21 protein-coding genes are annotated in these 22,184 nt (G+C 60.3%); 5 read left to right on the top strand and 16 right to left on the bottom strand.

The genetic code is table 11. From position 1 onward, the window contains the following. Positions 1–129 precede the first annotated feature (129 nt). The 6 genes from ilvD to AD669_RS25630 form a co-directional block, all read right to left on the bottom strand. The gene (ilvD, locus tag AD669_RS25660) at positions 130–1,971 is read right to left on the bottom strand and encodes a dihydroxy-acid dehydratase (RefSeq protein WP_053124757.1); all 1,842 of its coding nucleotides are present in this window, start codon (positions 1,969–1,971) and stop codon (positions 130–132) included. 255 nt (positions 1,972–2,226) lie between these two features. After that, the gene (locus AD669_RS25655) at positions 2,227–3,459 is read right to left on the bottom strand and encodes an MFS transporter (protein WP_053124755.1); all 1,233 of its coding nucleotides are present in this window, start codon (positions 3,457–3,459) and stop codon (positions 2,227–2,229) included. Then, on the bottom strand, positions 3,452–4,429 hold the full coding sequence (locus AD669_RS25650; protein ID WP_053124753.1) for a diiron oxygenase: 978 nt from the start codon (positions 4,427–4,429) through the stop codon (positions 3,452–3,454). The genes AD669_RS25655 and AD669_RS25650 overlap by 8 nt, the downstream gene beginning before the upstream one ends. Further along, positions 4,426–5,499, bottom strand: coding sequence for a SagB family peptide dehydrogenase (locus AD669_RS25645; RefSeq protein WP_053124751.1), 1,074 nt, complete (start codon positions 5,497–5,499; stop codon positions 4,426–4,428). Before AD669_RS25645 ends, AD669_RS25650 begins: the two co-directional genes overlap by 4 nt. Positions 5,500–5,944: 445 nt before the next feature. Further along, the gene (locus AD669_RS25635; RefSeq protein ID WP_053124748.1) at positions 5,945–7,141 is read right to left on the bottom strand and encodes a class I SAM-dependent rRNA methyltransferase; all 1,197 of its coding nucleotides are present in this window, start codon (positions 7,139–7,141) and stop codon (positions 5,945–5,947) included. Positions 7,142–7,430: 289 nt separating this feature from the next. Further along, on the bottom strand, positions 7,431–7,970 hold the full coding sequence (locus tag AD669_RS25630; protein WP_053124746.1) for a type 1 glutamine amidotransferase domain-containing protein: 540 nt from the start codon (positions 7,968–7,970) through the stop codon (positions 7,431–7,433). A 227-nt stretch (positions 7,971–8,197) separates the two neighbouring features. Here AD669_RS25630 and AD669_RS25625 point away from each other — a divergent pair, with 227 nt between their 5' ends. The 3 genes from AD669_RS25625 to AD669_RS25615 are packed head-to-tail and all read left to right on the top strand — an operon-like array spanning position 8,198 to position 10,215. Further along, positions 8,198–9,010, top strand: coding sequence for an HDOD domain-containing protein (locus tag AD669_RS25625; RefSeq protein WP_172680168.1), 813 nt, complete (start codon positions 8,198–8,200; stop codon positions 9,008–9,010). Between the two features lie 12 nt (positions 9,011–9,022). Beyond that, on the top strand, positions 9,023–9,835 hold the full coding sequence (gene mutM, locus AD669_RS25620) for a bifunctional DNA-formamidopyrimidine glycosylase/DNA-(apurinic or apyrimidinic site) lyase (protein WP_053124742.1): 813 nt from the start codon (positions 9,023–9,025) through the stop codon (positions 9,833–9,835). A 56-nt stretch (positions 9,836–9,891) separates the two neighbouring features. Further along, positions 9,892–10,215: a hypothetical protein gene (locus AD669_RS25615; protein WP_053124741.1), complete on the top strand. Its 324-nt coding sequence runs from the start codon at positions 9,892–9,894 to the stop codon at positions 10,213–10,215. Positions 10,216–10,309: 94 nt separating this feature from the next. Here the strand turns inward: AD669_RS25615 and AD669_RS25610 are convergent, their stop codons facing one another. The 5 genes from AD669_RS25610 to AD669_RS25590 form a co-directional block, all read right to left on the bottom strand. Beyond that, the gene (locus tag AD669_RS25610) at positions 10,310–10,561 is read right to left on the bottom strand and encodes a YfhL family 4Fe-4S dicluster ferredoxin (protein WP_038358877.1); all 252 of its coding nucleotides are present in this window, start codon (positions 10,559–10,561) and stop codon (positions 10,310–10,312) included. A gap of 146 nt (positions 10,562–10,707) precedes the next feature. Continuing rightward, positions 10,708–11,187: a pantetheine-phosphate adenylyltransferase gene (coaD, locus tag AD669_RS25605; RefSeq protein WP_003176711.1), complete on the bottom strand. Its 480-nt coding sequence runs from the start codon at positions 11,185–11,187 to the stop codon at positions 10,708–10,710. Positions 11,188–11,302: 115 nt separating this feature from the next. Continuing rightward, positions 11,303–12,898 carry a GMC family oxidoreductase N-terminal domain-containing protein gene (locus AD669_RS25600; RefSeq protein WP_053124738.1) on the bottom strand — a complete coding sequence of 532 codons (1,596 nt, stop codon included), beginning with the start codon at positions 12,896–12,898 and terminating at the stop codon, positions 11,303–11,305. 119 nt (positions 12,899–13,017) lie between these two features. Further along, the gene (locus tag AD669_RS25595) at positions 13,018–13,563 is read right to left on the bottom strand and encodes a hypothetical protein (protein WP_053124736.1); all 546 of its coding nucleotides are present in this window, start codon (positions 13,561–13,563) and stop codon (positions 13,018–13,020) included. A 29-nt stretch (positions 13,564–13,592) separates the two neighbouring features. After that, the gene (locus tag AD669_RS25590) at positions 13,593–15,041 is read right to left on the bottom strand and encodes a coniferyl aldehyde dehydrogenase (protein ID WP_305728908.1); all 1,449 of its coding nucleotides are present in this window, start codon (positions 15,039–15,041) and stop codon (positions 13,593–13,595) included. Positions 15,042–15,169: 128 nt separating this feature from the next. Here AD669_RS25590 and AD669_RS25585 point away from each other — a divergent pair, with 128 nt between their 5' ends. Continuing rightward, on the top strand, positions 15,170–15,841 hold the full coding sequence (locus AD669_RS25585; RefSeq protein ID WP_053124733.1) for a TetR/AcrR family transcriptional regulator: 672 nt from the start codon (positions 15,170–15,172) through the stop codon (positions 15,839–15,841). Between the two features lie 31 nt (positions 15,842–15,872). Then, entirely contained in the window at positions 15,873–16,727 is an 855-nt protein-coding gene (locus AD669_RS25580; protein ID WP_053124731.1) for a sulfurtransferase, read from the top strand. A 78-nt stretch (positions 16,728–16,805) separates the two neighbouring features. Here the strand turns inward: AD669_RS25580 and AD669_RS25575 are convergent, their stop codons facing one another. From AD669_RS25575 to AD669_RS25555, 5 genes are all read right to left on the bottom strand, one after another. Next, positions 16,806–17,636: an AraC family transcriptional regulator gene (locus tag AD669_RS25575; protein ID WP_053124761.1), complete on the bottom strand. Its 831-nt coding sequence runs from the start codon at positions 17,634–17,636 to the stop codon at positions 16,806–16,808. Beyond that, positions 17,633–18,628: a hydrolase gene (locus tag AD669_RS25570; protein WP_053124729.1), complete on the bottom strand. Its 996-nt coding sequence runs from the start codon at positions 18,626–18,628 to the stop codon at positions 17,633–17,635. Before AD669_RS25570 ends, AD669_RS25575 begins: the two co-directional genes overlap by 4 nt. Before the next feature lie 63 nt (positions 18,629–18,691). Further along, positions 18,692–19,306, bottom strand: coding sequence for a 16S rRNA (guanine(966)-N(2))-methyltransferase RsmD (rsmD, locus tag AD669_RS25565; RefSeq protein WP_053124727.1), 615 nt, complete (start codon positions 19,304–19,306; stop codon positions 18,692–18,694). Next, a complete protein-coding gene (locus tag AD669_RS25560) occupies positions 19,306–20,796 on the bottom strand; it encodes a pitrilysin family protein (RefSeq protein ID WP_053124725.1) in 1,491 nt (496 codons plus the stop codon). The genes rsmD and AD669_RS25560 overlap by 1 nt, the downstream gene beginning before the upstream one ends. Then, on the bottom strand, positions 20,789–22,144 hold the full coding sequence (locus tag AD669_RS25555; protein ID WP_053124723.1) for a pitrilysin family protein: 1,356 nt from the start codon (positions 22,142–22,144) through the stop codon (positions 20,789–20,791). Before AD669_RS25555 ends, AD669_RS25560 begins: the two co-directional genes overlap by 8 nt. Positions 22,145–22,184: the final 40 nt, after the last annotated feature.

Raw genomic sequence — 22,184 nt, 5'->3', positions numbered from 1 at the left:
GATCTTGATTTAAGGGCAAGATCAAAAGATCGCAGCCTTCGGCAGCTCCTACAGGGATCGGGTTTTCATTCTTCAAACAAAAAAATGCCCCGCACTTGGCGGGGCATTTTTATTGCTGCGATTTGATGCTTACAGCCCGTCAAGCATCGCTTTGTTACGCACCGCACCTTTGTCGGCGCTGGTCGCCAGCAGGGCGTAGGCCTTGAGGGCGGTGGTCACTTTGCGTGGACGAATCTCGACCGGTTTCCAGCCTTTCTTGTCCTGTTCGGCGCGGCGTGCCGCCAGTTCTTCGTCGCTGACCAACAGGTTGATCGAGCGGTTAGGGATGTCGATCAGCACTTTGTCGCCGTCCTGCACCAGACCGATCGCGCCGCCGGCCGCTGCTTCTGGCGAAGCGTGACCGATGGACAGGCCGGACGTACCGCCGGAGAAACGACCGTCGGTGAGCAATGCGCAGGCTTTGCCCAGACCTTTGGATTTCAGGTACGAAGTCGGGTAGAGCATTTCCTGCATGCCCGGGCCGCCTTTCGGGCCTTCGTAGCGAATGATGACGATGTCGCCAGCCTTCACTTCGTCAGCGAGGATGCCGCGTACGGCGCTGTCTTGGCTTTCGAAGATCTTCGCGTTGCCTTCGAAGACGTGGATCGACTCGTCGACACCAGCGGTTTTCACCACGCAGCCATCGAGAGCAATGTTGCCGTACAGCACGGCCAAACCACCTTCTTGCGAATAGGCGTGTTCGACGCTGCGGATGCAGCCGTTTTCACGGTCGTCATCGAGGGTTTCCCAACGGGTCGACTGGCTGAACGCCGTCTGCGTCGGAATACCGGCAGGGCCGGCCTTGAAGAAGTGGTGCACGGCTTCATCGTCAGTCTGGGTGATGTCCCACTTGGCGATGCCTTCTTCCATGCTGCGGCTGTGCACGGTCGGCAGGTCGGTGTGCAGCAGACCGCCACGGGCCAGCGAACCGAGGATGCTGAAGATACCGCCAGCGCGGTGCACGTCTTCCATGTGGTACTTCTGGATGTTCGGCGCGACTTTGCACAGCTGCGGAACAGTGCGCGAAAGACGGTCGATGTCGCGCAGGTCGAAATCGATCTCGGCTTCCTGGGCGGCAGCGAGCAAGTGCAGGATGGTGTTGGTCGAACCGCCCATGGCGATGTCGAGCGTCATCGCGTTCTCGAACGCCTTGAAGTTGGCAATGTTACGCGGCAGTACCGATTCGTCGTTCTCGCCGTAGTAGCGCTTGCACAGCTCGACGATGGTGCGGCCAGCCTGCAGGAACAACTGTTCGCGGTCGCTGTGAGTGGCGAGAGTCGAACCGTTGCCCGGCAATGCCAGACCCAGTGCTTCGGTCAGGCAGTTCATCGAGTTGGCGGTGAACATGCCGGAGCACGAACCGCACGTCGGGCAGGCGCTGCGCTCGTACTCAGCGACTTTCTCGTCAGAAGCGCTTTCGTCGGCGGCAATCACCATGGCATCGACGAGGTCGAGGCCGTGGGAGGCGAGTTTGGTCTTGCCGGCTTCCATCGGGCCGCCGGAAACGAAGATCACCGGAATGTTCAGGCGCAAGGCAGCCATCAACATGCCCGGGGTGATCTTGTCGCAGTTGGAAATGCACACGATGGCGTCGGCGCAGTGGGCGTTGACCATGTATTCGACGGAGTCGGCGATGATCTCGCGGCTCGGCAGCGAGTACAGCATGCCGTCGTGACCCATGGCGATGCCGTCATCCACGGCGATGGTGTTGAATTCTTTCGCTACACCGCCAGCGCGTTCGATTTCGCGGGCGACCAGTTGGCCCAGATCCTTCAGATGCACGTGGCCCGGTACGAACTGGGTGAACGAGTTGGCAATGGCGATGATCGGCTTTTTGAAGTCGTCATCTTTCATCCCCGTGGCGCGCCACAGTGCGCGGGCGCCGGCCATGTTGCGGCCGTGGGTGGATGTTTTCGAGCGATAATCTGGCATGGAGCACTCCGGGCGGCTAATCAGGTACTAAATGGGAGTGAGCTTCTATTGACCTCTGGAACACTCAGAAATGGCCGTGTGTCCGGAAGTTGCCGATGACGTTGCGGGATCGCCGCTGGTCTCAGCCTGAGCTCATAAACCCGCCGGGGATGAATGGCGATGAATCTGCCGATTCTACACCGCTGGCGTCTGGAGGGAATGGCGCAAAGTGTTGTTCCAGTGCCGACGGCGTGTGTGGCATGACGACCGGCAGCTTTAATCACCGCCCGGCTGCGTCATGGCATGGCTTTCATGGATTCTCGCGCGACGGCTGATCCGGCTGTTCAACGCCAGCGCCACGCCACTGAGCAGGACAAAGCTGTAACCCAGCGTGGCTTGCAGGTTGGCCGGGCTCAGGCTGATCAATGCGCTGATAAGGCCGCCGCAGATAAAAGTGAGGGTACTGCCGGCCGCCGCCGAGGTGCCGGCAAGTTCGGGGAACAGGCCCATGGCTTTCGACGTGGCGGCCGGGCGCGCGATGGTGGTGCCGGCGGTGCAGATCAGCATCGGAATCAGCACGGTCGCTGGCGTCAACGCGAAGTTCGACGACAGGTACAGCATCGCCAGCCCCGACAGCAGGATCAGGCCAAGCCCGACCAGCATTTGCTGGCCGGGTTTGATTCGTCGGCTGAGGACTGTGGCAACGAGCCCACCGACGATGTAGGCCGCGCCGTAGATCAACAGAATCAGTGAAAAGTCATAAGGCGCCATTTGCAGTTGATCCATGAAGATCAGCGGCGAAATCACGATGAAGGAAAAGTGGCAGGCGAAGGCGAACGCGGATATCAGCCAGTAGCTGACGAATTCGAAGTCGCCCAGCACTCGCCGATAAGAGCGAATGAAGCCGGGGCGAGCGCCGCTGTGAGACGGCCGGCTGTTGTCCAGAAACAGCCACGCCTTGATCAGCACCACGGCGGCCAACCCGATAAACACCCAGAAGCTGCCGCGCCAGCCAAGCGTGGCCTGCAGGAAGGTGCCGGCCAGCGGCGATACCGAGATGAAAATCCCAGAGGCGGTGACCATCAGGATCCGCAGCCGATCGCGCTGCTCGCCTTCGAACAGATCCTGCACCAAGGCCTGCGACAACACGAAACAGCCACAGCCCAGGGCCTGCATCACGCGGAATATCAGGAACAGTGTGTAGTCGCTGGTGCTTACGCAGCCGAGGGCACCGAGCATCGAAATGCTCATGCCCACAAGTAGCAAACCCTTGCGCCCGATGGCATCCGACAGCGGCCCGATCAGCAGTTGCGCAAAAGCGATGCCCACCGCAAACAGGCTGATCGACAGCGCAATGTTGGCTGGAGTGGTGCGAAAGTGCTCGGCCAGTGCCGGAAACGATGGCAGCAGCACATCCAGCGGAAACACCCCCAGCAGCACCATCGCCATCAACAGACTGACCGCGCCGCGGCGTTGCCCGGCGGTCACTGCGGCTTTTCCTCTATTCATCGACCAGGCCTGCCTTGGCGAACAGTTTGCGGTTATTGATGAGGGCAAAAAATCCTGCTTTTGTCATCGCCTCCAGCGTTGCCTTCGCCCCGGCCCTGGTGCGCTGACGACTGGCTCTGGGGCTGATCAATCCGTCGAGGATTTTGCGAATGACGTCGTCGGCAATCCCGACACTGCGCAGGCTCTGTTTCAGCCAGCGCTCGTCGACTTCGAAAAAGATTCGCAGGAACTCCAGGAGCATTCTGGCGCTGAAGGTGCGCTGACGGCTGTTCAGGGTCAGCCACAGGTAATGGAACACTTCTGAAAAATAGCGGCTGTGACGGGCCTCGTCGGCGAGGTGATCGCGCAGCATGTCGCTGACGCTGGAGACCAGCGTGTCACGGCAAACCTCGAGCAACTCCCGGGCAATGATCGTCTCTGAGACGAAGCCGAGCAGAAACCACGCGAGTGGGCGATCCGTCTCGGGCACTCGGGTAATCGCGGTGTTCAGCTGGGTAATGCGCATGGGCATCACCGGGCGCTCGGTAATGCCGTACTGGCTGGCGATCTGCTCGGCCAGTTGACTGGAGAACAGCGCGTGATAGCCCTCGTCGGTGTACAGCTGCAGCGCCGCGTTTTTCATGCGCGAGGGCACGAAGGCAGGCAACTCGCCGTGGACGATGGTTTCCACTGCGCGGTTGACGATGCGGTGTTCGAGCAGCGTGGTGTAGTCGAGGAAATGCACCAGATGATTGGCCGTCAGCCGTTGTATGACCTCGCTGCCAGCCGCCCGAATGGCCGGGTGTGAGAGGTACGGCAAAAAGGCCGGGGGAAACCAGTGGCGGGTTTTCAGCTGTTCTTGCAGGTCATCCGGCAATTGATAGGTGTGTTGAGAAGTGCGCACCGATGCGCGGCCGTTCCAGTCATCGAGGGTGAACTTGTGCGCCCATGACACTGAGGCTTCCAGTTGGTCGGAGGTGATTGCGTTCATGCTTGCACCTCCAGCAACAGCGCCTGCATTTCCTGACACATCGCTTGACCGTCGCTGGCGCCGCAACCGACGAAGAACAACGGTTGTTCCGCGCTGCCGGTAATTTTCAGCAGGGCTTCAACCTGATCATCAGAGAACGCGCCGGTCAGCCAGGTGCCGAGACCGAGGGCCGTGGCAACCAACTGAAAGGATTGCGACAAGTGCCCAGCCTCCACGAACGCCATGCGATAGGCGCGTGAGTGTTCATATTTCCACCAGAGCTTGTCGAAACGCGCGGTAATGAACAGGCCCAGCGGCAAGTTATTGATGAAGTGTTGTCCGCCGAGCAGTTGACCCAGCGCCGAGTCGGGCAGCGGGTTTATCAGGCTCAAGGCGTGCTCTACCGGGTGATAGGCGTAGATGCCGGGTTTCAGGCCGCTGACGTTCTGCACCAGCGCAAAACCTTCGCACGCATTCAAACCGCCGCCGGAAGGACTGCTGCGACGGGCATCAAGCCCGAGGGCGATACTGCTGTCACGATCCTGCTGGCGTTCGTGCAGATAACCGAGGGAAAGATAGAGCAGGGTGGAAACGTCATTCATCGTGACCGCTCCACCGGTAAAGGAACGACTGGTTTTGCGCTGGCGCAGGACGTTTCCCAAGCGGTCGTTGCTCAGCACGGCAGGCGCCGGCAGCGCGATGCGTCGCGCGCCTTCCAGCGTGGGGCGCTCTTTATCGGGCGGTGGTTTGCTCAGTACGTCATTGCAATGATCCAGATATTGTCTGGACCATTCATTAATATTCTTGGGTGTCGCTTCGCAGGGAATGTTCTGCGTGCCTATATGAAATATCTTGGATAACTCATCCCAGCCCCAAGGCGGGTTGTCTATTTTTGCAATGGTTAAAATTCCCACGCTTAAAAGTTGTATGTCTATTATGTTGCGACTGTCGAATGCGTTCGGGTTGTCGATAAGTTTCGCCAGTCTTGAAGCGTAATCAAGATCAAGTTCATGTTGAGTGTGTTCTTTATAGTTCCAGACGATTTGTCCGGGCGTGCGCGGCAATATGAATAAGTACGGATTGATGTGCATGTTCAATGCTTCACTCTGGAAAGGGCTGATGGACGCTGGGGTGCCGGCACTCCCCAGCGTCCTGACTTACTTAGCGGGCTTTAGGCGCAACCAGAAAAGCGAGGTTTGCGATTTTGTTGGTTTCCAGAGTAATTGCTTTCATAGTATGAACTCCTTGTTCATTAAGATTGAATGCCACCTCGTGGTGACAACTCAATAATAGTTTGTAATCGATTAATGGCAAGTGGAGATTAAGTAGGAAAAATCCAGTAATTTTGTCGGAGCGATCTCGGCCCTTGTACAAACTTGTCAGTTGTTTTTCGCTAATTAACAGGTGCGCGGAAAATTCCTGCAAGACTGTAGGAAGTTAATTGTAGGAGTCGGCTGGATTTGAAGTGAAATAGACGGCCTTGCACCGCCCAAAAACAAACGGGGAGCCCTTGGGCCCCCCGTTTTTACTGACCAATCAGCTATTTGGCAGCAGACGGCAGGTGATGCTTTTGATGTAGCGGGTTTCGGCGATGGCTGGGTGCACCGGGTGATCCGGGCCCTGGCCGCCGCGCTCGAGTATCTGGATGTTGCGATCCAGGTGACGGGCGCTGGTCAGCAGAATGTTCTGCAGATCGTCTTCCGGCAGGTGCATCGAGCACGACGCGCTGATCAGGATGCCGTCCTTGTTGAGCAGGCGCATGGCTTGCTCGTTCAGACGACGGTAGGCGCCTTCGCCGTTCTTCATGTCTTTCTTGCGTTTGATGAACGCCGGCGGATCGGCAACGATCACGTCGAAACGCTCTTCGCTGGCTTTCAGCTCTTTCAGCGCTTCGAAAACATCGCCTTCGATGCAGGTCATCTTGTCGGCAAAGCCGTTCAGTGCGGCGTTGCGCTCAACGCCGTCGAGGGCGAAGGCCGAGGCATCGACGCAGAACACTTCGCTGGCGCCGAAGGCAGCAGCTTGCACGCCCCAGCCACCGATGTAGCTATAAAGGTCGAGAACGCGTTTGCCCTTGGCGTAAGGCGCCATGCGTGCGCGGTTCATGCGGTGGTCGTAGAACCAGCCGGTTTTCTGACCCTGAATGACCGGGGCTTCGAATTTCACGCCGTTCTCTTCCAGCGCCACCCACTCCGGTACCAGGCCGAACACGGTTTCGACGTAACGATTGAGGCCTTCAGCGTCACGCGCGGCGGAGTCGTTCTTGAAGAGGATGCCGCTTGGCTTGAGCACTTGGGTCAGCGCTGCGATCACGTCATCTTTGTGCGCTTCCATGGTCGCCGAGGCGATCTGGACTACGAGGATGTCGCCGAAACGGTCAACCACCAGACCCGGCAGCAGGTCGGAGTCACCGTAGACCAGACGGTAGAACGGTTTGTCGAACAGGCGATCGCGCAGCGACAGGGCCACGTTCAGGCGGTGCACCAGCAGCGACTTGTCCAGTTGCACCTTGATGTCGCGGGACACCAGACGGGCGCAGATCAGGTTGTTCGGGCTCATCGCAACGATGCCCAAAGTCTTGCCGCCGGCGGCTTCGAGGATCGCCTGATCGCCGGCCTTGAAGCCGTGCAACGGGGTGGCGGCCACATCGATTTCGTTGCTGTAGACCCACAGGTGGCCGTTGCGCAGGCGACGGTCGGCGTTGGCTTTGAGGCGCAGGCTAGGCAGGGACATGACGTCGCTCCGGAAAAAAGAGCGGGAGTATAGCGCGTCAGGCCGGCTGATTGGCCGGCAAATGGACATGTGGTGCGTTCCAGCGGCGATGGGATTTACTTGTGGCGAGGGGATTTATCCCCGTTGGACGGCGCAGCCGTCCCAAATCCATCTGACACGGTATGTCTGATACACCGCGCTGTCAGGTTTTGCGACTGCTGCGCAGCCGATCGGGGATAAATCCCCTCGCCACAATAGATCAGTGTGAAAGGAGAAATGCATTCCCATGTGGGAGCAACTGCCTTGAACGCTAAGCAGACAATGTGTCGATCAGCTCTCTGCTGAACGCCGGAATATCATCCGGCTGGCGGCTGCTGATCAGGTTGCCGTCCTTGACCACTTCTTTATCCACCCAATGTGCGCCGGCGTTGACCAGATCATCCTTGACGGTTTTATAGCTGGTCATGGTTTTGCCATTCACCAGCCCCGCCGAAATCAGCAGCCAGCTGCCATGGCAGATCACCGCGATCGGTTTGCCGGCCGAGGCGCCGGTCTTGACCAGATGCTGGGCGTCCTGATCGATACGAATGGTGTCGGAGTTCTGCACGCCGCCCGGCAACACCACCGCGTCGTACTGCTCAATGCTGGCAGCCTGGAAGGTCTGATCGACCTTGAAGTCATCCGCCGGTTTGTCGTGGTTCCAGCCTTTGACCGTGCCGGTCTCGGCCGAGAGGATGTCGACCTGTGCGCCAGCCTGTTCCAGCGCTTGCTTGGGGCCGGTCAGTTCGACCTGTTCGAAACCGTCGGTTACCAAAAAAGCGACGCGCTTGCCGTTGAGGGAAGTGGCCATCGATAAGCTCCTGAGTCAGTGGGAATTTGTTGGCGCAGCGGCCAGAAAATTTTCGCCGCGCCTTACCAAATCCGAAGCCTGAGCTTGAATGAAAGTTCCTCCGATGTGCCCGTCGGTGTGTCGCCCTGCGGTCTCAGCGGTTAGAATCGCCGCCTGTCCCTGAGTGTGTACATATGTCCCAAGAGCTGACCACCGAACAGATTCAACAATCGCTGCAAGGCATCAGTGTGCCGGCGCAACCGCAGATCATGGTGGATCTGCAAATGGAGCAGTACATGCCCGACCCGGATCTGGAGGTGATCGCCAAGCTGATCGCCCAGGATCCCGGCCTGTCCGGTTCGTTGCTGAAAATCGTCAACTCGCCGTATTACGGCTTGAGCAACAAGATCACTTCGATTCAGCGCGCGGTGAATCTGCTGGGCAGCCGTTCGATCATCAATCTGATCAACGCGCAGTCGATCAAGGGCGAGATGAACGACGACACCATCGTCACGCTCAACCGTTTCTGGGACACCGCCCAAGACGTGGCGATGACCTGCCTGACGCTGGCCAAACGCATCGGCACTCAGGCCGGCGATGAAGCCTACGCGCTGGGCCTGTTCCACGATTGCGGCGTGCCGTTGATGCTGCAGCGTTTCCCCAATTACATGTCGGTGCTGGAAGAGGCGTACGCCAACGCCAGCCCGACCTGTCGCGTGGTCGATACCGAAAACCGTACGTTCAACACCAACCATGCGGTGGTCGGCTATTACACAGCGAAGTCGTGGCGTTTGCCGGAGCATGTCAGTGCCGCGATCGCCAATCACCACAACGCCTTGGCGATCTTCAGCGATGAGTCGTCGCGCAACAGCCAGTTGAAGAATCTGTTGGCGCTGTTGAAGATGGCCGAACACATTTGTGCGTCGTATCGCGTGCTGGGCAACCAGACCGAAGACCACGAGTGGAACAGCATCGGCCCGCTGATTCTCGATTACGTCGGTCTGTCGGACTACGATTTCGAAACCCTCAAACAAACGATTCGCGACCTCGGCGCGCATTGATTCGAGGACACCATGCCTGAACTGCCGGAAGTCGAAACCACCCGTCGCGGGATTGCCCCGCATCTGGAAGGCCAGCGTGTCAGCCGAGTGATCGTGCGTGACCGGCGGTTGCGCTGGCCGATCCCCGAAGACCTCGATGTGCGCCTGTCCGGGCAGCGCATTGTGTTGGTCGAGCGGCGTGCCAAATATTTGTTGATCAACGCTGAAGTCGGCACGTTGATCAGCCATTTGGGCATGTCGGGCAATTTGCGTCTGGTCGAAGCAGGGCTGCCGGCGCTCAAGCATGAGCACGTCGACATCGAACTGGAGTCGGGGCTGGCGCTGCGCTACACCGATCCGCGCCGGTTCGGAGCGATGCTGTGGAGCACCGATCCGCTCAACCATGAATTGCTGATTCGCCTCGGGCCGGAGCCGTTGACCGATCTGTTCGATGGCGAGCGCTTGTTCCAGCTGTCACGCGGGCGGTCGATGGCGGTCAAGCCGTTCATCATGGACAACGCAATCGTGGTCGGCGTCGGCAATATTTATGCGACGGAAGCGCTGTTCGCCGCCGGCATCGATCCGCGCCGCGAGGCCGGTGGCATTTCCCGTGGACGCTATCTGAAGCTGGCGATCGAGATCAAACGCATCCTCGCCGCGGCCATCGAACGTGGCGGCACGACGTTGCGCGATTTTATTGGTGGCGACGGTCAGCCGGGGTATTTCCAGCAGGAACTGTTTGTCTATGGCCGCGGTGGTGAGCACTGCAAGGTCTGCGGCACCGGGCTGCGCGAAGTGAAGCTCGGCCAGCGCGCCAGTGTGTTTTGCCCACGCTGCCAGAGCTGAAAAAGTCCTGGGGTCTATAGTGAGGTGACTCACTGTTCAGCCCGAAGGATCGTGCCATGAAATCCCTGCAAGTCCTCTTTGTCACGTTGCTGCTGTGTTCCAGCCTGGCGGTTCAGGCCACGGAAAGCGGCAGCGGCGACCCGCGCTACACCATTCAAAACCCGCCTGCCTACGCCATGATCGGCGACTTGCTGATTGCCCGACCGTTATTGGTGGTGGCGACGGTGATTGGTGCGGGGGCGTTTGTGGTGTCGTTGCCGTTTACCGCGCTGGGTGGCGGGATTGGCGATGCGGGGCAGGCGCTGGTGGTGGATCCGGCGCGGGCGGCGTTTGTAAGGTGTCTGGGGTGTACGGGGGAGGGGTTTGAGCAGCGCGAGTGAAGGGCAAGATCAAAAGATCGCAGCCTTCGGCAGCTCCTACAGGAGAACGCGATCCTGTGTAGGAGCTGCCGAAGGCTGCGATCTTTTTAGCGATTCAGGCCTTGCCGGTGATGATGCGATATTTCTCCATCAACTGTTCTTCAGTCTCCGGGTGCGCTTCATCCAGTGGGATGCAATCCACCGGGCAGACCTGTTGGCACTGCGGTTCGTCGTAGTGGCCGACGCACTGGGTGCACAGGTTCGGGTCGATCACGTAGATCTCTTCGCCTTGGGAGATGGCGGCGTTCGGGCACTCGGGTTCGCAGACGTCGCAGTTGATGCAATCGTCGGTGATGATCAGGGACATGCTAACTCCAGCCGGGGCGGCAGGCCCGGGCGCTATAAATCAATGCGCGCAATTGTGCCGCATTGGCGAGCGCAGTGCACGTTGCTGCGATCAACTGCTGTGCGTGGCTGCGATCAAGATCAAAAGATCGCAGCCTTCGGCAGCTCCTACTTTTTGAAGCGTAGGGTCAGGGCGTCGGCCACGGCAGGGTGGACGAACTTGGTGATGTCGCCGCCCAGCGCAGCAATTTCCCGCACCAGCGTCGAAGAAATGAACGAGTAACGCTCGGACGGCGTGAGAAACAGGCTCTCCACATCCGGCGCCAACTGGCGGTTCATGTTGGCCAGCTGGAATTCGTATTCGAAGTCCGACACCGCGCGCAAACCACGCAGGAACACGTTGGCGTTCTGCTCTTTGGCGAAATGCGCGAGCAGCGTCGAGAAACCGACCACTTCCACGTTCGGCAGGTGTTTGGTGACCTCGCGAGCCAGTTCAACCCGTTGTTCCAGCGGGAACAGCGGGTTTTTCTTCGGGCTGGCGGCGACCGCAATGATCACGTGATCGAACAGGCGCGAGGCGCGTTCGACCAGATCGCCATGGCCCTTGGTAATAGGGTCGAAGGTACCTGGGTACAACACTCGGTTCATCGCGTCGTCCTGGCGGGAGTCCGTTGGGGAGTCGGATGGTATCGCAGCCGCCCCGGTCGGGAAAGTCGCCTGTTGGGTAAGAAAGCACTATAGACGACGGGAATAATCGGTTTTTTCATGGGTTTTTCAATCGATCGGCGAGGGCGGTCGCCAGTTGCGCAGTGAGGCCATACACCGACAACTGCGGGTTGGCGCCAATGCTGGTGGGGAACAACGAGCCGTCGTGGATCGACAGATTGCTCAGTTGATGATGGCGGCCGAGGCTGTCAGTGACCGCCGATTTCGCCTCTTCGCCCATCGCGCAACCGCCCATGACGTGGGCGCTGCCCAATCGTGTGCGGTACAGCTCAAGGCTCAGGCCATCGATCAGCGTTCGGGCTTCGGCCAGGGTTTTCACGTAACGCGCGTCGGCGTGCATCGGCATCACCGATTTTGCGCCGCCAGCAAACTGGATCTCGGCCATGACGTGGAACGCTTTGCGCAAACCTTCCCAGGCGTAGGGCGAAACCTGATAGTCGAGCACCGGCGTGCCGTCACCGCGTAATTCCACAGCGCCGCCGCTGCTGTCCGGGTGAAAACCATCGCGCAGCAGGGCGAGCATGGCGTGGGTGTGCGGCAGGTCGGCCATGTGCTGCGCGTTCTCCTGGCCGAAACCACCGAGCAACGTCGCCGCCAGCGCCGGGTGCAGTGGCGGCACTTCAAGTTTGAACGCCATCGGCCCGGTGGTGCCGTCCTTCCACTGGAAATGGTCGGAGTAGATCGACTGCGGCGCCCCGTAAAACGGATTGACCACTTCGTCGAAGCGCGCGGCCGACATGTTCACCGGATGCAGAAATGTACGCTTACCGACATTCTTGTGCGGATCCGGCGCATCGGAGCGCAGCAGCAACGCCGGGCTGTTGATGCCGCCGCCGGCCAGCACGTAATGCCGCGCCTTGACCGTGATGGTGCGCCCGGTCGGCGCGACACAGCGCTCGTCCATCGCCACGCATTGCAGGCCGGTGACCTTGTCGCCGCTGATCAACAGCTTTTCCGCGCGGGCCAGATAAAGCAGCTCGCCGCCCTTTTCCAACGTTGCCGGAATGGTGGTGACCATCATCGATTGTTTGGCGTTGGTCGGGCAGCCCATGCCGCAGTAGCCGAGGTTCCAGCAGCCGCGCACGTTGCGCGGAATCACGTGCCAGCTGTAGCCGAGTTGCTCGCAGCCTTTGCGGATCACGTCGTTGTTGGCGTTGGGCGGCACCAACCAGGGGGCGACGCCGAGGCGCTGTTCCATTTTCTCGAACCACGGCGCCATCTCGGCAACGCTGTGGCCTTTGACGTTGTGCTCGGTGGCCCAGTGTTCAAGGGTGGGTTCCGGGGTGCGGAAACTCGATGTCCAGTTGATCAACGTCGTGCCTCCGACCGCGCGGCCCTGCAGGATGGTGATCGCACCGTCCTTGCTCATGCGGCCGATGCCTTCCTGATAGAGGCTGCTGTAGGCCTGGTCTTCGAGCATTTTGAAGTCGGAACTGGTTTTCAGCGGGCCTTCTTCGATCAGCAGGACTTTGTAGCCGGCGGCGCTGAGGATTTCCGCCGTGGTGCCACCGCCGGCGCCGCTGCCGATGATCGCGACGTCGGCTTCCAGGGTCAGGTTATCGGTGAGTTGCGCGCCGTTGTAGGTTTTCCAGCCTCGGGCGAGGCCTTCGCGGAAGGGGTCGGGTACAGGCATCGGTCAGGTTCTCTTGTTTTTGTTGTTTTTGCTGGCCTCATCGCGAGCAGGCTCACTCCTACATTTGGAATGCAATCCCCTGTAGGAGTGAGCCTGCTCGCGATGGGCGCGACACGGTCTCAGACGGTAGGCGGCCCGGGATAGCCGCAGTGCCCCCACGATTCCGCGCGGGTGTACCAGGCCATCGTGACCATTTGCTGCAACGAGCTATGCCCCATTTTCAACAAACTCAACGAACTGTTTTCCCAGCGATCGAGGAAGTTGCGCATCGCCTCGGCACTGGCATTTTCCCAACTGCCCCAGATCCCGGTGAGCGGCCCGCGCGTCACGGCCATGCCGAGCACGTCGAACAATTGGCGAGTGAGTTTGAGCATTTCCGGCGACAGGTGATCGAGGCTGTAATCCAGCGTCTTCAGCGTGCCATCCACCGCGCTCGGCATCTTTTCAGTAGCCACGGCGCCATCGAGCATCACTGGAATCAGCGCGCGCAGAAACAGCAGATCGCCGTCGCGCAAGCTGATGAAGCCGTTGGCCGCGACGCTGGAGGAACAGCCACTCAGGCTGGCACCAAGGCCAGCGGTGGCGAGGAAGGCCGTGGCACCGAGGCTGAATTTCAGCAGGCCACGGCGCGACAGGGCAGGTGTTTCGGTCAGGCTTGGGTGCATTGTTTTTATTACCCGGCGGTGACAAGTGATTAGCGAATAAACAGCTTCTGGATCAGTTTCTGAATCGATTTGCCGTACGGCGGGTAGATCAGTTTGGCGGCGTTGAAGCGCTGTTTAATCAGCACGCCTTTGGCCTTGCTGAAGGTCAGAAAGCCTTCATGGCCGTGGTAATGACCCATGCCGGAAGGGCCGATGCCGCCAAACGGCATATCGTCCTGGGCGACGTGCAGCAGCGTGTCGTTCAGGCACACGCCGCCCGAATGGGTTTCGTGCAGCACGCGGGTTTGTTCGCGTTTGTCGTAGCCAAAGTAGTAAAGAGCCAGAGGTCGTGGGCGCTGATTGATGTAAGCGAATGCCTGCTCCAGATCGCGGTAGGGCACGATCGGCAGCAACGGGCCGAAGATTTCGTCCTGCATCACGGTCATGTCGTCGCTGACATTCAGCAGCACGCTGTGCGGCATGCGTCGGCCCTGACCTTGTTCGAAGAGCGGAATCAACAGCGCGCCTTTGCTGGTCGCATCGCTGACGTAACTGTTGAGCCGGGCCAATTGGCGTTCGTTGATGATCGCCGTGTAATCCGGGTTATCGGCGAGGGTTGGATAGAAGCTCTGCACCGCTTGGCGATAGGCTTCGACGAAGCCGCCGACGCGGTCTTCCGGCACCAAAACGTAGTCTGGAGCGACGCAGGTTTGCCCGGCATTGAGGGTTTTGCCGAAGGCGATGCGCTCGGCGGCGTCCTTCAGCGGCACGTCGCGGGAGACGATGGCCGGCGACTTGCCGCCCAGCTCCAGAGTGACCGGCGTCAGGTTTTCCGCGGCTGCGCGCATGACATGTTTGCCGATGCTGGTGGCGCCGGTGAACAGCAAATGATCGAAACGCAGACGGGAAAATGCCACGCCGATGTCGGCCTCGCCGAGCACCACGCAGACCAGATCTTCGGGGAAGATGCGCGCGAACAATTCCTTCATCAACTGCCCGGTGGCCGGGGTCGATTCACTGAGTTTGAGCATCACCCGGTTGCCCGCTGCCAGCGCGCCGACCAGCGGGCCGATGGCCAGATACAACGGGTAATTCCACGGCACGATCACGCCGACTACGCCCAACGGCTGGTACACGACTTTCGCCGAAGCCGGCTGGAATGCCACGCCGACCTTGCGCCGCGAATCCTTCATCCAGCCCTTGAGATGGCTGCTTGCGTAGTGAATGCCGTGCAGGCTCGGCATCAGTTCGGCGAGAAGGGTTTCGTCGGCACTGCGATGACTGAAATCCGCGCTGATCGCCTCGATCAAAGCCTGACGTTCATTGCTCAGCAGGTCGCGCAACGACTTCAGCCATTGCTGGCGCTGCGCGGCGGGCGGCATCGGGTTGGCGGCGTATGCGGCCCGTTGCGCCTCGAATAACCGGTCGAGCTCTTCCAGGGGCTGTTGCAGCGTTTGCAGGTAGGCAATATCGGCAGTCATCGTAGGCTCCGGATTTATTGTAGTGATGAACTTTTTAGAGTCTATGCTCTATAAAGTCAAATGACTTCCGTGTGCAGCTTTGTTTTATCCATTTCCGGATAGGTCGTAAGATGCCCCTCACCGCACTCTGAATTAAAGCTCAAGCCATGGCCCCACGAATAAAAACTAGCGAGCGCATCGTGCAGAACAGCCTCGAGCTGTTCAATCAGCAGGGCGAGCGCAGCATCAGCACCAACCACATTGCCGCCCATATGGAGATTTCTCCGGGCAACCTGTACTACCACTTCCCCAACAAGCAGGCGATTATCTCGGTGCTGTTCAGCGAGTACGAAGCCTTGGTGGACAGCTTTCTGCGCCCGCCGCAGGGGCGTGCCGCGACGGTCGAAGACAAGCGTTTCTATCTCAAGGAACTGCTCTCGGCGATGTGGGGTTACCGCTTTCTGCACCGCGACCTTGAACATTTGCTCGACAGCGACCCGGAACTGGCCGCGCGTTACCGGCGCTTTTCCCAGCGCTGCGTGATTCAGGGCGCGGCGATCTACGAAGGCTTTGTCGCCGCCGGCATCCTCAAGATGGATCGTGTGCAGATTGAATCCCTGACCCTCAACGCGTGGATCATCCTGACCTCGTGGGTGCGCTTTCTGTGCACCACCCGCGAGAATTCCAACCACCTCAGCGAGCAAGCCGTTAAACGCGGCGTGTATCAGGTGTTGGTGCTGGAAGCCGGGTTCGTCACTGATGAGTCGCGGGATGCGGTCAATGCACTGTTCGACGAGTTTTATGTACCGCTGGCCCAGGCCCTCGAAGACGTAAAGTAAACATTCCGTTGAAACTCCACAGGAGCTCGTTATGCCGATTGCGCAGTTGCTCAGCCCGCAAGCCTTGGATGCCCGCAAGGAACAGCCGGGGCTGGTGATTCTCGATTGTCGTTTTGCCCTCGAAGACCCGGATTACGGGCAGCGCAGCTACGCCGAAGGACACATTGCCGGCGCGCGCTTCGCCGATCTTGAGCGCGATCTCAGCGGTAAAGTCGTCAAGGGTGTGACCGGACGTCATCCGCTGCCCGAGCCGGCGGCGTTGATCGAGCGGCTGCAAGCGTGGGGCATCAACAACGACAGTGACGTGGTTTTGTATGACGACGGCCCGGGTGCTTATGCGGCGCGGGCGTGGTGGTTGCTGGCGTGGCTGGGCAAGCGCGATGGGGTGTTTATTCTTGATGGCGGGCTGAAGGCTTGGCATGCAGCGGGTTTGCCGTTGAGTCTGGATGCGCCGGAGGTCACTCGTGGGGATTTCAGTGGTCAGCCGGACATGGGCTTGTTGATCAGTGCCGAAAAACTGCAAAAGCGTCTCGGGCAACCAGCGTTGACCTTGATCGATGCTCGGGCCTTGCCGCGATTCAAGGGTGAGGTTGAGCCGATTGATCCTGTGGCCGGGCATATTCCGGGGGCGCAGTGTGCGGCGTTTACTGACAACCTGGGTAGTGACGGGCGGTTTTTGCCGGCGGATCAGTTGCAGCAGCGTTTTGCCGCGAAGCTGGGTGATCGTTCGCCGTCGGATCTTGTTGCGTATTGCGGCTCCGGGGTGACGGCGTGTCACAACTTGTTTGCGTTGTGTCTGGCGGGTTATCCGTTGGGTTCGTTGTATGCCGGGTCGTGGAGTGAGTGGATCAACGAGCCAGCGCGCGGCATCGCCACCGGCGAATAAGATCAAAGGATCGCAGCCTTCGGCAGCTCCTACATTGGAATGCATTTCCCTGTAGGAGCTGCCGCAGGCTGCGATCTTTTAGCTTTCCAGGCGGGCATTGCGATACGCCGCAGGCCCGACGCCATAAGCCTGCTTGAACTGTCGGCTCAAGTGGCTCTGATCGGCAAATCCCAACTGCGTCGCGACTTCCAGCGGCAAGCAACCACTCTGCAACAGTGCCCGCGCCTGGGCGATGCGTTGTTGCATCAGCCAGGTGTGCGGCGGCATGCCGGTCGCGCGGCGGAATACCCGGGCGAAATGGAAGGGCGACAGATTGACCGCCGCCGCCAGTTCTTCCAGCGATGGCGGCGCCGCCAGTTGTGCGTGCATGACGTCCTTGGCCAACAGCACCGCGCGGTGTTCTTTGCCGGGGTTGGCAACCTCGCGCACCGCCGCGTGACGCTGTAACAGCAGCAACATCATCTCGCGCCACAGCGTTTGCTGTTGCAGCGCGGTCGCGGGGCTTTCCAGCAAACGGTGCAACTGGCAGAAACCGTTGACCAGATCCGCATCGCGATACAGCGTGGCGCCGAAAGCCGGCAGACTGGTGGTCGACAACTCCAGCTCATCCAGCAGCGAAACAATCTTGCCGGTATCCGGATAAAACGCCCGGTACAGCCAGCCGTCCTCGGTGCCTTTGTGCCCGGTGTGCAATTCGTCCGGGTTGATCAGCACCAATGTGCCGCTGCCCGCCAAGTGTTCAGCGCCGCGATAGCGGTAGCGCTGAGCGCCGGCCATGATCATGCCGATCACAAAACCGTCGTGTACATGCGGGGCGAAGCGTTGCTCGATATAGCGCGCCGACAACAACTCGACTCCGGCCAGTGGCGCGGTTTGCCAGAATCGGATCGACTCGCCCTGATCGCTCATGCGGGCACGCTGGCCAGCCATTGCGGGATACGGCGTTCGAGGTAATAACCGGGCTGGCGCACTGAGCCGTCGACGAATCCAACGTGCCCGCCGCGCGCCTGCAATTCAAAAGCGGTCGAGGCCGACAGTTCGCTTTCCGAAGGCAGGCTGTGCGGGAACACAAATGGATCGTCCGCTGCCTGAATGATCAACGTCGGTGTGCGGATCTCGCCGAGGAAATAACGGCTCGACGCTCGACGGTAATAATCCTCGGCATCGGTAAAGCCGTGCAGCGGTGCGGTCACCCGGCCATCGAAATCCCAGAATGTGCGCATGTTCTCCAGCGAACCGAGCGCTGCCAGAGCCGCCAGTCCATCCTCGCGCCCGTCATGCTGAAACTGCCGTTGCTTGTTCTTGATGTAGGCGACCATCTCGCGCATGAAGTGCGCCTGATACACCTTGGAAAAGCCTTGGCCGATACGGTCGGCGCATTGATCGAGGCGGAACGGCACCGATACAGCCACCGCACCGACCACGCCACTGGCGCTGCCGGTTTCGCCGAGATGTTTGAGCAACACGTTGCCGCCCAGCGAATAGCCGACGGCGTACAACGGCGCCAACGGGCGTTTCGCGCGCAGGTGTTTGATGGTTTCGGCGAGGTCTTCGCTGGCGCCGGAATGGTAGCTGCGCGGCAGCAGATTCGGTTCGCCCGAACAACCGCGCCAGTTCAGCGCAACGCTGGCCCAGCCCTGATCGGCCAAGGCTTTTTGCACGCCGGCGACGTAAGGCGAATTGGAAGAACCGGTCAGGCCATGCAGCACCAGCACCAGTGGCGCATCGGCCGTGTGCGGGCCATGCCAGTCGAGGTCAAGAAAGTCGCCATCCTCAAGCCACAAGCGCTCGCGCTCACGCTGGATATGCACGGTTTTGCGCCACAGCGGCCCCCACAAGGTTTGCAGGTGCGGATTGCCAAGGCCGAGGGCGGGGATGAAGCGTTCTGAAGAGGCGGACACGATGGTTCTCGATGCAGCGCGGCGACCCTGTGGGAAGGGCCGCCGCTTATTCAGACCGGTCGATTAACCGGCGATCTCTGCCGTACGTTGCCACAGCGCGTAGTAAACCCGGCCGGATTTCTGTTCGCGGTGCAGGCGCCAGTTGCCCGGCAGGCCCAGCGTCGATGGCGCCGTTTCACTTTCAGTGTAGATCCACGAGTCGGCGGCCAGCCACTGACGTTCTTCGAGCAAGGTGCACACGGCAGGCAGCAGGTTCTGGTTGAACGGCGGGTCGAGGAACACCAGGTCGTATGCACTGGCGGTCTGGGTTTCCAGATAACGCAGCGCGTCCGCCGTCTGCACCTGGCCGTTGGTGCAGCGCAGGGTGCCGAGGTGTTCTTTCAGGCTCGAGACCGCAATGTTGCTGGCGTCCAGCGCCTGACCCATGGCCGCGCCACGGGACAGCGCTTCGAGAAACAGCGCGCCGCTGCCGGCGAACGGGTCGAGTACCTTGGCCCCTTCAACGTACGGCGCGAGCCAGTTGAACAGGGTTTCACGCACGCGATCCGGGGTCGGGCGCAGGCCCGGCGCATCGGGGAAGCTCAGCTTGCGGCTGCGCCATTGACCGCCAATGATGCGCAATTGGTTCACACCGTTGTGAACGTTGTGCGCAGGCTTTTTAGGGGAACGAGTTGCCATTAATGCTCCGGAACCCCGAGCGGTTGCTCGGCAGGTTTATCAGATGGGGCCGGTAACGGCTTTTGCGGCACGGTCGGGCCAGCGGTGACGATGACCATTTTGTCCGTGCTCAGGTGTTTGTTCAGGGCGTCGCGGACTTGTTCCACGGTCAGGCTTTGCGACTGACGCATGAAATCGTCCAGATAGCTCAACGGCAGATTATAGAAGCCCATCGCGCCGAGTTGGCCGACGATATCGGCATTGCTCGCGGTGGACAGGGGGAAACTGCCGGCCAGTTCGCGTTTGGCGTCGTCGAGTTCTTTCTGCGTCGGGCCGGTTTTCAGGTAGTCGGCGAGCACGTCTTGCACCAGTTTCAGGGTGCCTTCACTCATTTCCGCGCGGGTCTGCAGATTAATCATGAACGGGCCGCGCGCCTGCATCGGGCTGAAACCCGAATACACGCCGTAAGTCAGGCCACGCTTCTCGCGCACTTCGCTCATCAGACGTGTACCGAAACCGCCGCCGCCGAGGATCTGGTTGCCCATCGACAGCGCCGCGTAATCCGGATCGTCACGGTCGATGCCCAGTTGCGCGAGCAACAGGTTGGTTTGCTTCGACGGGAACTCGATGTGATTAACGCTGGCTTTCGGTTCCTGCGGCTGCGCGATCTTCGCCAGCGCCGGGCCTTTCGGCAGGGCTGAGGAAACCTGATTGGCAATCGCCTCGGCCTCAGCGCGAGACAAATCGCCGACCAATGCAATCACCACGTTGCCAGCCGCGTAGGCCTTGGCGTGGAACTCACGCAATTGCGCGAGGGTGATCTTCGGCACGCTTTGCGGATTGCCGTCGCTCGAGTGCGCGTACGGGTGATCGCCGTACAGACGCTTCATCAGCTCGAGGCTGGCGAGTTTGCCGGGGTTCTGTTTCTGGTATTCGAAACCGGCGAGCATCTGGTTTTTGATGCGTGCAAAGGAGTCAGCCGGGAAGGTCGGTTTGCCGACCACTTCCGAGAACAGCTCCAAGGCCGGTTCGCGCTTGTCGGCGGCACTCAGGCTGCGCAGCGAGGCCAGCGCCATGTCTTTGAAAGCACCGTTGCCGAAATCTGCACCGAGGCCTTCAAAGCCTTGAGCGATGGCGCCGACGTCTTTGCCAGCCACACCTTCGTTGAGCATCGCGTTGGTCAGCACTGCCAGACCCGACGCGCTGCCGTCCTGGCTGCTGCCGGCGGCGAAGATCAGGCGCATGTCGAACATCGGCAGCTCATGGGCTTCGACGAACAACACCTTGGCGCCGTCGGCGGTGTTCCAGGTCTGCACGTCGAGTTTGCGGCTGGCCGGGGCCTTGCCGTCGAGTTCGGCCAGCGATTGCAGCTTCTGGCTGGTCTTGGCGTTGTCGAGGGCTTCGCTGGCCTTGCTGTCAGCGCTTGGCGACAGATAGAAAGCAGCAGAGCCGATCACCGCCACGGCGATCAGGCCCAGCAGCATCAAACGTGGGGTTTTGCGCTCACTCATGAGTCGTCTCCAGTGGCAGGACGTGGGCGACGCTGAGACGTTCGCGGGTGAAATACAGCTTGGCGGCGTTCTGGATGTCTTGCGGGGTCACGCTTTCCAGATCGGCGAGTTCGGTGTCCATCAGTTTCCACGACAGGCCGACAGTTTCCAGTTGGCCAATCGCAGTGGCCTGGCTGCTGATCGAATCACGTTCGAAGACCAGGCCGGCAATCACTTGGGCACGCACGCGCTCGAGCTCTTCGGCTGACGGTGCGGTGGTTTTCAGCTGTTCCAGCAGTTTCCACAGACCGGCCTCGGCTTGCGCCATGGTCTTTTTCTTCTGCGTGTTCGGCGTTGCCGACAGGGTGAACAGGCTGTCGCCACGGGTGTAGGCGTCGTAGTTCGACGAACCGCCGGAGACCAGCTCTTCGCCGCGCTCCAGTTGTGTCGGGATGCGACCGCTGTAGCCGCCGTCGAGCAAAGCCGAGATCAGGCGCAGGGCGTTGACCGAGCGCTTGTCTGTAGCGGTGGCGATGCTTGGCACGTTGAAGCCGAGCATCAGGCTAGGCAGTTGTGTCTGCACGTGCAGGGTGATCTGGCGTTCGCCGGGTTCGGCCAGTTCCAGCGGTTTTTTCGCCGGTGGCACGTCGCGCTTGGCGATCGGGCCGAAATAGCGCTGGGCGAGGGTTTTCACTTCGTCCGGGGTGACGTCGCCGACTACCACCAGTGTGGCGTTGTTCGGCACGTACCAGGATTGGTACCAGTGGCGCAGCTCTTCGACCTTCATGCGGTCGAGGTCAGCCATCCAGCCGATGGTCGGCGTGTGGTAGCCGCTGGCCGGGTAGGCCATGGCCTTGTAGCGCTCGTAGGCTTTGGACATCGGCTTGTCATCAGTGCGCAAGCGGCGCTCTTCCTTGATGACTTCGATTTCCTTGGCGAACTCGTCGGCCGGCAGGCGCAGATTGGCCATGCGGTCGGCTTCCAGCTCAAAGGCTACGCCCAGACGGTCGCGGGCCAGCACCTGGTAATAAGCGGTGAAGTCGTCGCTGGTGAAAGCGTTCTCTTCGGCGCCCAGATCGCGCAGGATCAGCGACGCTTCGCCGGGGCCGACTTTCTCGCTGCCCTTGAACATCATGTGTTCGAGCGCGTGAGACAGACCGGTCTGGCCCGGGGTTTCGTAGCTGGAGCCGACCTTGTACCAGACCTGCGAGACCACCACTGGCGCGCGATGATCTTCGCGCACGACGACCTTGAGGCCGTTGTCGAGGGTGAATTCGTGGGTCGGTTGCGGGTCGGCCGCCAGGGCCGAAAGGGGCAGGCAGACTGTGCTGAGCAGCAGGCCTGCGGCGCGGCGGGCTAGAGCATTCATTCGTTTTTTAACCTGTTGGGCTGCCCGCTTGGTCTTAGCG

Origin of the sequence: Pseudomonas sp. P1.31, assembly GCF_001269815.1 — a bacterium.
GTDB lineage: Bacteria > Pseudomonadota > Gammaproteobacteria > Pseudomonadales > Pseudomonadaceae > Aquipseudomonas > Aquipseudomonas rustica.
This window is presented reverse-complemented; position numbering and strand designations above follow the sequence as displayed.

Excerpts from the sequence above, each read along its gene's own strand:
- ilvD (WP_053124757.1), bottom strand. The coding sequence starts at position 1,971 with ATGCCAGATTATCGCTCGAAAACATCCACCCACGGCCGCAACATGGCC.
- AD669_RS25645 (WP_053124751.1), bottom strand. The coding sequence starts at position 5,499 with ATGCACATCAATCCGTACTTATTCATATTGCCGCGCACGCCCGGACAA.
- rsmD (WP_053124727.1), bottom strand. The coding sequence starts at position 19,306 with ATGGCAACTCGTTCCCCTAAAAAGCCTGCGCACAACGTTCACAACGGT.
- AD669_RS25560 (WP_053124725.1), bottom strand. The coding sequence starts at position 20,796 with ATGAGTGAGCGCAAAACCCCACGTTTGATGCTGCTGGGCCTGATCGCC.
- AD669_RS25575 (WP_053124761.1), bottom strand. The coding sequence starts at position 17,636 with ATGAGCGATCAGGGCGAGTCGATCCGATTCTGGCAAACCGCGCCACTG.
- AD669_RS25580 (WP_053124731.1), top strand. The coding sequence starts at position 15,873 with ATGCCGATTGCGCAGTTGCTCAGCCCGCAAGCCTTGGATGCCCGCAAG.
- mutM (WP_053124742.1), top strand. The coding sequence starts at position 9,023 with ATGCCTGAACTGCCGGAAGTCGAAACCACCCGTCGCGGGATTGCCCCG.
- AD669_RS25600 (WP_053124738.1), bottom strand. The coding sequence starts at position 12,898 with ATGCCTGTACCCGACCCCTTCCGCGAAGGCCTCGCCCGAGGCTGGAAA.
- AD669_RS25630 (WP_053124746.1), bottom strand. The coding sequence starts at position 7,970 with ATGGCCACTTCCCTCAACGGCAAGCGCGTCGCTTTTTTGGTAACCGAC.
- AD669_RS25610 (WP_038358877.1), bottom strand. The coding sequence starts at position 10,561 with ATGTCCCTGATCATCACCGACGATTGCATCAACTGCGACGTCTGCGAA.
- AD669_RS25655 (WP_053124755.1), bottom strand. The coding sequence starts at position 3,459 with ATGAATAGAGGAAAAGCCGCAGTGACCGCCGGGCAACGCCGCGGCGCG.
- AD669_RS25635 (WP_053124748.1), bottom strand. The coding sequence starts at position 7,141 with ATGTCCCTGCCTAGCCTGCGCCTCAAAGCCAACGCCGACCGTCGCCTG.
- AD669_RS25585 (WP_053124733.1), top strand. The coding sequence starts at position 15,170 with ATGGCCCCACGAATAAAAACTAGCGAGCGCATCGTGCAGAACAGCCTC.
- AD669_RS25650 (WP_053124753.1), bottom strand. The coding sequence starts at position 4,429 with ATGAACGCAATCACCTCCGACCAACTGGAAGCCTCAGTGTCATGGGCG.
- coaD (WP_003176711.1), bottom strand. The coding sequence starts at position 11,187 with ATGAACCGAGTGTTGTACCCAGGTACCTTCGACCCTATTACCAAGGGC.
- AD669_RS25555 (WP_053124723.1), bottom strand. The coding sequence starts at position 22,144 with ATGAATGCTCTAGCCCGCCGCGCCGCAGGCCTGCTGCTCAGCACAGTC.
- AD669_RS25615 (WP_053124741.1), top strand. The coding sequence starts at position 9,892 with ATGAAATCCCTGCAAGTCCTCTTTGTCACGTTGCTGCTGTGTTCCAGC.
- AD669_RS25595 (WP_053124736.1), bottom strand. The coding sequence starts at position 13,563 with ATGCACCCAAGCCTGACCGAAACACCTGCCCTGTCGCGCCGTGGCCTG.